Source organism: Carboxylicivirga agarovorans (assembly GCF_050589845.1).
Lineage (GTDB): Bacteria > Bacteroidota > Bacteroidia > Bacteroidales > Marinilabiliaceae > Carboxylicivirga > Carboxylicivirga agarovorans.
This window is the reverse complement of the sequence record NZ_JBNGPA010000066.1, coordinates 1-9,178: the sequence shown is the minus strand read 5'-3', so window position 1 is coordinate 9,178 and position 9,178 is coordinate 1. Positions and strand designations below refer to the sequence as shown.

Here is a 9,178-nt window from a genome sequence, read left to right as displayed (position 1 = left end):
AAACTCTTTGAGTTTACAACAGTTCCAACAGCTCATCATTATCATCATGATTTAGCTGTTTGTAGAACTAAAAGTATCTCTTAATTTTAAGCTTCAATTTGTCCAATAAGTTTTGACGTCAAACACAAGGAAAAAGTTCAGGTACTTGATTCCTATTAAATGTTCTTTGTCATCATTATCTTTCATTGATGTATCCTCTAAATACTTAATAAGTGATTCTAGTTTCTCTTTTTGTAGGAAAGGTCTTTTACCGTATGCAGAATGTTGACTGAATGACCTTACTTTTATTTCGACTGCTGTAATTAGTCCTGTGTGTGATTGAATAACCATATCATAGCATTTTCCTTTTGGGAAAGATATAGTCTTAATGAATTGTGGGTATGAGTTAGCAAATAAGAAACCTAATTGTGATTCTCTTGATTCTGCTATTTGTTGATTAGTCATTGTATACACCAGTTATTTTCTCTGGTGCATCCCAACTAATTGTTGAATTAGGTTTTTGATAAGGTTCGAAACTAATTGAATAGTTTTCTGAATAAGTTGCATTCGTTGTTAGTGGTTGATAAGGTTTATCAGACCTCGTTCTTCTTTTAGTTCTTTCATCCCATTTCTTGAAGATGATTTCTTTCTTGTAATATCCCATTTCATATTGATTATTTTTTGGTTGGTTTTAATATGTATTCAAACTAAAATCTGAAAAAATACCATTCTTAAGATTACCTTATGTGACAAAACAAAATATATTATGTATATTTACTATTCCCAAAATGATATACTAATCTTATTATGACAACAAAGACTTCTGTAGATATAAAAAGGTGTGGTATTGTAATGCCTATTTCTTCTATTGATGGATGTTCGGCTGAACATTGGTCAGAGGTATTAGAAATACTTAAAGAAAGTATCGGACAAGCTGAATTTGAACCACTTTTGGTTAGTGATGCGGATGATAGTGGAATAATACAGAAGAGAATAATTCACAATCTTTATAGTAATGATATTGTTGTTTGTGATGTAAGTGCCAAGAATCCAAATGTAATGTTTGAATTAGGTATGCGATTAGCTTTTGATAAACCAACAATAATTGTTAAAGATGATAAAACTGACTATTCATTTGATACTTCAATTATTGAGCATTTAACATATCCTAGAGATTTAAGATTTTCTAAGATTGTTACATTTAAAGAAGCATTAAAGAGAAAGATACAAGCTACCTATAAGGCAGCTACTTCAGATTCTGAGTATACTACATTTTTAAAGAATTTTGGGGAATACAAAGTAGCTCACTTAGCAGAAAAGGAGGTCTCATCTGACAAATTCATTTTAAATGCAATCGAGGATTTAAGAAGTGAAATGAAATTGATGAGAAGAAACGACAATTCTAATAATAATATTCATAGTACAGCATACTCTAAACAATTTATTAGAGAAATGGTAAAGGAATATTTCGATAGAAGTGAATATATCATTGAAGATTTTGTACTTAACCCAGAAAAACAGGAAGATATATTCAAATATATTTCGTCTTTTGATGAATCTAAAAGACTGTTTAAAACTCCTAGAGACTTAAAGAGAGCTATAAGTGGCTATATTGACCCATTCTAACTATTTTAGTGTATAGTTAATAAGGTTTGCTTTTGAAAACCTAGCTTTTAATTGGTACATAACTGATTTTCTCATTGATTTAGGAAATGCAATTGCATCGTGAACAGATAAGGCAATTTTTCCTTTTGATAAGAAGTTATTAACAGAGCCTACGAATATGTCAGCTTCTTGCTTTTGCATACGTAACCATAATGGAGTTTCATCTTTACAAAGGTTATCCATTATAGTATGTACCTCTGGAAATTCTTTTTCAATTACTGTTTGTACTTTAGGTTTTAGCATATCTGATTTATAGACCTTTGTTTTGTACATATAGGAATAGAATTCTTCCTTTATTTTTTTTCTTTCAGTAATACCTATTCTTGTTCCGATATACTCGTATACGTCCTCTTTCACTACTATATCATAAAATCTTTGAACGTCTTTAGATGTTGGATTGTATTTCACTAACTCATTGGCATAGAAATATGGTTGTGAGGATTTTAAATCTAACTCAACAATTTGTTCTCCTTGATAAGTGAAGCATTCTCTTATTTCCTTTACACATAAATTGAATAGAGAAGTAACACGTCCTGTTTCTTTCTTTCTTGATACGTGGAATCGTTTATTAAGGAAATTGATAACATCCTTAAATGCTCTAGTGGCTCTTTGTGGATTTGTCTTTTTTAAATCATCAATTGCTAAGAATGCTTTCTGTAAATCAATTTCAATCTTGTGTAATGATTCCCAATGCAAGAGTAGTTCAGGGTGGGTTGGTTTAGGACAATTACCAATAAGTAAATCATAAGTTGAATCAGAAACATCTAAGGTCAATAACTCATTATCATACTTATTCAATAACATTATAAATTCTTCGGTCAATCTATATCCTTTAGAGAATCGTCCTGTACTATACTTATCATTAATTTCAATGATTCCTTTTTCAGTTAATAAGTCAAGAATATGTTTGTATCTCCATTGTCTTTTACCGGTATCATCCTTGAATCTTTGTCCTAAGTATTGAAGTGTTCTTTTGGTAATGTTTGAATACTGATTTGACTTCCTGGTTTCACTCCATATTTTGTGAGTGATAAAGAAGATGTGATTTTTGGATAGAATATCCGAATAACAATCATTTAGAAGAAAGTCGAGTGACAATCTTAATGACTGATTTGTAGTTAGTGTTTTCATATTTGGATTTTATTTTTAGTGGATTTCACTTTATATATCACTGAGGATTTTGAAATTTTTTCCACTTTTTAAAACTTCGGAGACAAACAAAAAAAGACCCTCAAAATGAGAGTCTTATGAAATCCCAAATAAATCTTGAATGAAAGAACTTATCCACTCTATATATCGTCCTGAAAAACAGAAAATTATTGTGGAAAAAATCAGGAAAAATTTAAATGATATTCAGGAGGTTAAAGAGTGTAATTTATTAATATCTAAATAATTATAATATACATACATATACTCACTTATCTACTTCCTTCTAATATGTGTGGCCGAACCCTAAAAGCTGAATTTCAGAATAATGATATTTATGATTGTGAAAAATTATTTTCGTTATCTTTGATATGACCAGTAACAAATTAAACTTCACATTATGTCTCGCCCTAAAAGTTTGTATTTACCTAATAGTGAAAAAATATTGGATTTAAGAAGACTGCCTTTTGCGAATAAAAGGATAGTTAACTCGCTTTATAAATCAGTAGATGATAACTACAAGTTAAGTATAGACAAATATTTGGAAATGGTTGAGTTGACAAAAGAATTACTGAATCTTGTATATGAGCAAAATGTCAGACTACCAGAACAATATAAAGAGTCTATTATTAATATAAATAAAGTACTTGTCAATGTTGCTTTGAGTATTCTTCCGGAAGAGCTTCCAACTGAATTATTAGGTAAATCTGAAATTCCGATTAATATAAAATTTGGCGATTTCTCTAATATAGCTAATACAATCAACTCTATCTATTCTGAACAAATGTTAATCAGTTCATCCGAACGGTCAAGTCTAAAGTTGTTTGAGTTATATTCATTTGTTAAAGCGAGCTATAATATTATTGATCATTTTGCTTTACAAAAACTTAGAACTACATATACTGAAGCTATAAATGATAGTATAGCAACTAAGACTAAACTTGATAATATCTTAGAATCAGCCAAGAAAAGCACGGCAGAAAAGAATATCTCGAATTTTGCACAGGTATATGGAGATAAAGCAAACGACAATAAAACATTTGCGTTAGCTTGGTTAATTACTGGTCTTGTAATGATTTTCTGTTTTATTTTATTTTTATCATTATCCTCTATTAACAATTGGTTTCCATCGGAAGTAACTGCAACTATTAAAGAGATTCCTAATTCATTTGTCAGATATAATTATGGTAATCTATTTACTAAAGCTATGCTAGTAGCTATATCTGTATTCTTTATAACGTTCTGCTTTAAACAGTTTAGTATCCAAAGACATCTTCAAACTATTAATCAGCATAGGTCGGATACTCTAAATTCATATGACCTCTATAAATTATCAATGTCCTCTAATATTAGTGAAGAAACTAAAGATGAACTATTAGGTCATATCGCAAAGACTATTTATGACCATCAACCTACAGGTTTTATATCAGAGAAAACTCAGAATGTAAATTCGGGAATATTCGAACTAACTAAAAACATTGTTGGAAATAATCCAACTAAATCTTAATGAATTTATTCTTATGGCTAAAGTCAACCGTAGAAGACCCAGTTCTCCCCATTTCAACCCAGATGTTAATAGAGTTAAGGTTAAAGAACAAGATATTAGAGATATAAATATCAATGATTTTATCACTCCTCAATTAAATGCCTCTAGAGATTTTGCCAGAGCTGAAAAGCAACTTGAAGAAATAATAAATATACTTTGTGATGTAAAAGATATTCAAGAAAAAACCATTAAAATTCCTTCTGAATTTAAAACAGCTGTAGAATCATATGAGAAGGATATTAAACAGATATTACTGGACCTATCTCTTTCACAACGAGCAATGTTCGATAATCTTATAATGGATGGATATCAAAGAAAAGATTTTAGTCAAAATAAGGAATTTATTTCGGTAACTAGAGCTATCTACGATTTCTATAGTGCAGAAATAATTAGTTCCACTAATAATGCACATAATATTACTCTTAGAGAGATATATGTTTTTTATAAGTCATTGGTTAGTAGCGAAAATGAAGATAAAAATTTAGACGATTTAAAAAAGAACTACTCAAAAATTAACCAAGAGATGTTGGAGGCAGCTTCTAAATATAAAACACTAGTTGAAGAAGCAGCTAAACTTGGGAACAAGCAAAACATCTCATATTATGCAAAAATCTATGAAGATGAAGCAAAAAGTAGTAGATACCTTTCTTGGTTCTGGCTATCTGTAGGAATTGTTCTATCAATTTCATTTGTATATGGTTTATACTGTATGAGTATCAAAGAGGTACTACCAACAGAAGTTATCGAGAATGGTAAAGTAATATATAAAACCAGTAATTTATTGGCGAAAACACTGGGGTACGCAATAGTTATTTTCGTAATTAGTTTTTGTTTTAAACAATACTCGGTAGCAAGGCATAACTATTCAATCAATAGACATAGAGCAAACTCTCTTAATTCATATAAACTATATACAGATTCTTTAGATGAAGAAGTTCCAAATGAAATAAGAAGTGAACTTCTTGGGTATGTATCAAAAGCTATCTACGACCATCAGCCAACAGGATATATTAGTGAAAAAGGTCAGAATGTAAATTCGGGAATTTTTGAATTAACAAAAAATATAATGGCTAATAAACCAGGGCAATAATTTAAATTCTTATAATGTATGGACCACTTTTTTTTAATCATCTCATCATACCCAATTAGGTTCTTTTTTATGGTCTTCATCCCATTTGCTGTTGGGATTTCAACTGCTTATTTTGGCTGGACTAGTTTAGTTGAGAGAAAGCAAGCAGAAGTTGAGAAGGTAATTCAATCAAGAAAAGATAAGATTAACATTCTTATACAAGAAACTGAAAATGGAAATAAACCCTCGTATATAGAACTTATAAATTTACCACACTCTATTAATGAATTGACCGATTCCGAAAGAAAAATGATAGAGGAAGGAATGATTGGTGCAAGAAAAATGTGTGAGAAAAGCCTAAGAGAAAAAGCACATTTAAGATTAATAAAAAAGAGTACTGGTGAAAATATGAATTGGTCAGTTGAAAACCTTTATTACTATACTACTAGGGTTAACGTATTTCCTAATATGGATGAAGCGAGAGAAGCAGCCTTAAGTGAGATAGGAGTAAAAGGTTATAACTATTTAATTGAAGAATTATACAACATTGCCGTTAATGACCCCAATATTTTTATGTCTTTAATGGCCGTAAATTCAATTTGTAAAATTACTAACTACGCACCTTACCAAAATAATAGTAGATATGTTTCTCCTGATAAAATAATGCTTTCTGATGTGCCTAGATTCGAGAAGTTATCTGACTGGTGGAACAATTACGGTATTAACAACCCTTCCTTTCGGTGTCCTATGAAAGATATTGTTTCTAATAACAGAAACTATTACTACTACGATAGAGATAATAGTTTAGATGGTATTAATACAGAACAAAGAATTGAATTTTTAGAAAACATATTAAAAGAATATCCGCTATTAGGTAGGTCAAAAGCAGAATTGGCATACCTAGAAATTGTTTCCAATAAAGATTTTAACAAAGCAAGACTTTTGGCACTTGATGCTATAAAAATAACTAATACTGAACCTCTTCCATATTTAATTCTAGCTGAAATTGCATTAAGGAAAAATGACAAAAAAGATATAGTTAACCAATTTATTAATTACGCCTTAAATACTCCAGATGGAGAACAAGGTGTTTTGCAATGTATGCCTATTGATTCTATATTTAGAAATCTTTTGACCTATTATTATGAAGAGTATATTGCATCCAAAGAAAAGTCTTCTTAAAGGCTAAAAAGCAAAAAAGGAGTGACCTTTCAGTCACTCCTTAAAATCAAAAAATAATCTTTAAAGTATGTACATCTTATATACCCGACTTATTGGTAAGTTTCTTTGAGTTTCGTTAAGGATGTGTTATGATTCTCCAATACCTTCTGTAAAGTTCTAGCAGATATATTAAATTTCTTACAAATTAGATTACCTCTTACCTTACCAGTTTCTTTTATTATAGATATAACTTCATCTAAAGTGATACGAGTTGATTTACTACCTGTCTTACGATACTTGTAATAAGTCTTTACTTTAACTGGTATTACTTCTTCCTCTTCATCATACTTACAATTACTCAATACAATTCTTTGGTAATCGTCAGGATAATGATTCATCAAAATCTCGTTATATTTCTCTTGCCATTTTTTGAAACGAAACTCTTTAGCCATTCTTCTTTAATTTTTCTAATACGGTTAATATTGAGTTACCAGTTACAAGAGATAAACAACTCCACCACATATATTCTTTTATAACGATTCCACAGAAATCAACTACCATTAAAATTAGTATTAGGACTATTCCTATAAGCATTATGAAGCGTTTACTTGATATATTACCTTGTTCTGATAATAAATTCTTAAAAAAAGTGTTCATTGTTTTACTTTATATATCAGACACTTAATAAATGTCATTAAGAATATATTTATTAATTCCAAATGTTTTTGCAACTTTATTTCGCATCCTTACGTATAATTCCCCGTATTTCAGACACACACTCACACAGTAAGTAAAATGATTCGTGAAATGAACTTTTATTGCTGATGTATCCAGTAAAGGAATACTATTAATAAATTCTTATTAGTATTGTATCTAAAACATTATCGAAAGTATGACTAAAATTAATCAAAGAATGGCCTTTGGGTTCAACCGTAATGCAAATACTGTAAAGGGCGGATTAGGTATAGGAACACAAAGTCAATCTCCTGCTAAAGTTATAGTTCAAACATTCAAGGATGAGTATGTCAAATACCTACAAAAGCATTATCTAGGTATCAAGGATGTTGAGTATGCATCAGAGGTATATTGCGATTTATCCGTAGCAGGTCAAAGTCAACTTGACGATATTGTAAAGGAAACTCTAAGTGTTCGTTCATACCGAGGGATTAAAAATGGTAAGGAACACATCAAGTTCATCAAGGATATAATTGTAGTTGTCGAACAAATATTTACCGAATGTCAGGAACTTACTTATAAAAACAAGTATAGTAACATCCAAAACGGTAACTTTGATAATGAGCTACCATTAACTGAAACCGATATCAGTCTAATTGAAAACTCAGACTTCGAATCTATGGGTTTTGCTCAAACGATGGAGAAGCGGAAAACTAACTTTACTGACTTCCATCCCGACACCTTTATAGCTGAAACCCTAAATGAATTTGCAGCTTACTACTATTCCGAACAAAGGGATGATATTACAAAGGAGGTATTAGCTAAAGTTAATCCTCAAGTTATAAAAGACCTTATTGCTAATGATGATGAGTTATTCGAAAGACTTATCCTAGCAAGTATGGAAAAGGAACGAAACGAAAAGTAACAATCACACAAAATCCTATTAATTAGTCAAATACTAACACGTCAGTTAGTATAATACCCAAAGTACGTCCAATTGAAAAATTTTCAAGACACCATCTTGTCACTGGGATAACTATGTCTAATAATTAATATAAACTAAAAGTAAATTTTATGAATGAAGTAAAAAGTAAAAATCAAGTGAAGAAGGTTTTTTCTGACCTACTCTACCGTCTTGTAAGTCGTGAACTATCCGATTTTTATCCATCAAGCGTTGAGAATAAAAAAAGGTTCATAGATGAGTCATTACATTATTTTCCTAACGCAAAGGTAAATTCCGATATACTTGATTTATTCTTACCTGAGAAGAAGGACCAAGAAAAATCAGTTTACGAGCAGGTTTATATTCTACAATATATTTGGACTCAATTCAATCCTAACTTTCTTGAAGGCTATGAAGCAATAGGTCGATCATTGGAACAATGTGATTTAATGCCTCCAAATGGAGAGGCAAGTGATACCATTTGTGCAGTGTTTTTCAATATGGTTGAAAGAGCCTTAAAAACAAAAGAGGGTAAAGATATCTTAACTCTATTAAAATAAGCCTATTTACATCGCTCTACTTCCTACCCTTAATTGGGTAGGATATTTATAATCCAATTCATTACTAATTATAAAACTACACTAATGGTACATAACGGTTCATTAAGCGAAATTATAGTTGATTGTCAAAAACAAATTATTCAGGAACTAGAAAAGGTTAACTTCACTGTTGCAGACCCAAATAATGTTGATGAAATGGAATCTGCTTTCTTGTATGAGATACCTACTTGGATAGGACCCGAAACTGACGGAGAGTATGGTTATAAAGTTATCGGAATAAGTAAAGGGGGAAATCTAATTATTCATCTGTAGGTCTTCAGCTTAATTTGGACAGATTGGTATAAAAGTTAAGAGATGAATTCTTAATTTATCAACCAATAAAAGTTCAATAATGAAACAGAAGAAGCAAAGTGCCGAATCAAAGATTAAGGAGA

At 30.4% G+C, this 9,178-nt stretch carries 12 protein-coding genes; 8 read left to right on the top strand and 4 right to left on the bottom strand.

The window, feature by feature from the left end; all coding sequences use genetic code 11:
* Positions 1–93: 93 nt before the first annotated feature.
* The gene (locus ACRD69_RS25065; protein WP_430817880.1) at positions 94–444 is read right to left on the bottom strand and encodes a hypothetical protein; all 351 of its coding nucleotides are present in this window, start codon (positions 442–444) and stop codon (positions 94–96) included.
* A complete protein-coding gene (locus ACRD69_RS25060) occupies positions 437–643 on the bottom strand; it encodes a hypothetical protein (protein WP_430817879.1) in 207 nt (68 codons plus the stop codon). Before ACRD69_RS25060 ends, ACRD69_RS25065 begins: the two co-directional genes overlap by 8 nt.
* Before the next feature lie 143 nt (positions 644–786).
* Here ACRD69_RS25060 and ACRD69_RS25055 point away from each other — a divergent pair, with 143 nt between their 5' ends.
* Positions 787–1,605, top strand: a complete 819-nt coding sequence (locus ACRD69_RS25055) for a hypothetical protein (protein ID WP_430817878.1) — start codon at positions 787–789, stop codon at positions 1,603–1,605.
* Here the strand turns inward: ACRD69_RS25055 and ACRD69_RS25050 are convergent, their stop codons facing one another.
* Entirely contained in the window at positions 1,606–2,775 is a 1,170-nt protein-coding gene (locus tag ACRD69_RS25050; protein ID WP_430817877.1) for a hypothetical protein, read from the bottom strand. It abuts the gene before it with no gap.
* Between the two features lie 139 nt (positions 2,776–2,914).
* On the opposite strand from ACRD69_RS25050, the gene ACRD69_RS25045 reads away from it, so the two are divergent.
* The 4 genes from ACRD69_RS25045 (at position 2,915) to ACRD69_RS25030 (ending at position 6,587) form a co-directional block, all read left to right on the top strand.
* Positions 2,915–3,037 (top strand): hypothetical protein, encoded by a 123-nt coding sequence (locus tag ACRD69_RS25045; RefSeq protein WP_430817876.1) that lies wholly within the window; start codon positions 2,915–2,917, stop codon positions 3,035–3,037.
* 153 nt (positions 3,038–3,190) lie between these two features.
* Positions 3,191–4,297 (top strand): hypothetical protein, encoded by a 1,107-nt coding sequence (locus tag ACRD69_RS25040; protein ID WP_430817875.1) that lies wholly within the window; start codon positions 3,191–3,193, stop codon positions 4,295–4,297.
* 13 nt (positions 4,298–4,310) lie between these two features.
* On the top strand, positions 4,311–5,426 hold the full coding sequence (locus ACRD69_RS25035) for a hypothetical protein (RefSeq protein ID WP_430817874.1): 1,116 nt from the start codon (positions 4,311–4,313) through the stop codon (positions 5,424–5,426).
* Between the two features lie 18 nt (positions 5,427–5,444).
* Positions 5,445–6,587 carry a hypothetical protein gene (locus ACRD69_RS25030; RefSeq protein WP_430817873.1) on the top strand — a complete coding sequence of 381 codons (1,143 nt, stop codon included), beginning with the start codon at positions 5,445–5,447 and terminating at the stop codon, positions 6,585–6,587.
* Between the two features lie 89 nt (positions 6,588–6,676).
* Here the strand turns inward: ACRD69_RS25030 and ACRD69_RS25025 are convergent, their stop codons facing one another.
* Positions 6,677–7,018, bottom strand: coding sequence for a hypothetical protein (locus tag ACRD69_RS25025; RefSeq protein WP_430817872.1), 342 nt, complete (start codon positions 7,016–7,018; stop codon positions 6,677–6,679).
* Between the two features lie 440 nt (positions 7,019–7,458).
* On the opposite strand from ACRD69_RS25025, the gene ACRD69_RS25020 reads away from it, so the two are divergent.
* The 3 genes from ACRD69_RS25020 (at position 7,459) to ACRD69_RS25010 (ending at position 9,056) form a co-directional block, all read left to right on the top strand.
* A complete protein-coding gene (locus tag ACRD69_RS25020) occupies positions 7,459–8,166 on the top strand; it encodes a hypothetical protein (RefSeq protein WP_430817871.1) in 708 nt (235 codons plus the stop codon).
* 149 nt (positions 8,167–8,315) lie between these two features.
* Entirely contained in the window at positions 8,316–8,744 is a 429-nt protein-coding gene (locus tag ACRD69_RS25015; protein WP_430817870.1) for a hypothetical protein, read from the top strand.
* A gap of 84 nt (positions 8,745–8,828) precedes the next feature.
* Positions 8,829–9,056 (top strand): hypothetical protein, encoded by a 228-nt coding sequence (locus tag ACRD69_RS25010; RefSeq protein ID WP_430817869.1) that lies wholly within the window; start codon positions 8,829–8,831, stop codon positions 9,054–9,056.
* Positions 9,057–9,178 lie beyond the last annotated feature (122 nt).

Coding starts and splice junctions, on each gene's coding strand:
- ACRD69_RS25045 (WP_430817876.1), top strand. CDS start 2,915: ATGAAAGAACTTATCCACTCTATATATCGTCCTGAAAAACAGAAAATT.
- ACRD69_RS25030 (WP_430817873.1), top strand. CDS start 5,445: ATGGACCACTTTTTTTTAATCATCTCATCATACCCAATTAGGTTCTTT.
- ACRD69_RS25020 (WP_430817871.1), top strand. CDS start 7,459: ATGACTAAAATTAATCAAAGAATGGCCTTTGGGTTCAACCGTAATGCA.
- ACRD69_RS25035 (WP_430817874.1), top strand. CDS start 4,311: ATGGCTAAAGTCAACCGTAGAAGACCCAGTTCTCCCCATTTCAACCCA.
- ACRD69_RS25040 (WP_430817875.1), top strand. CDS start 3,191: ATGTCTCGCCCTAAAAGTTTGTATTTACCTAATAGTGAAAAAATATTG.
- ACRD69_RS25050 (WP_430817877.1), bottom strand. CDS start 2,775: ATGAAAACACTAACTACAAATCAGTCATTAAGATTGTCACTCGACTTT.
- ACRD69_RS25065 (WP_430817880.1), bottom strand. CDS start 444: ATGACTAATCAACAAATAGCAGAATCAAGAGAATCACAATTAGGTTTC.
- ACRD69_RS25015 (WP_430817870.1), top strand. CDS start 8,316: ATGAATGAAGTAAAAAGTAAAAATCAAGTGAAGAAGGTTTTTTCTGAC.
- ACRD69_RS25010 (WP_430817869.1), top strand. CDS start 8,829: ATGGTACATAACGGTTCATTAAGCGAAATTATAGTTGATTGTCAAAAA.
- ACRD69_RS25025 (WP_430817872.1), bottom strand. CDS start 7,018: ATGGCTAAAGAGTTTCGTTTCAAAAAATGGCAAGAGAAATATAACGAG.
- ACRD69_RS25055 (WP_430817878.1), top strand. CDS start 787: ATGACAACAAAGACTTCTGTAGATATAAAAAGGTGTGGTATTGTAATG.
- ACRD69_RS25060 (WP_430817879.1), bottom strand. CDS start 643: ATGGGATATTACAAGAAAGAAATCATCTTCAAGAAATGGGATGAAAGA.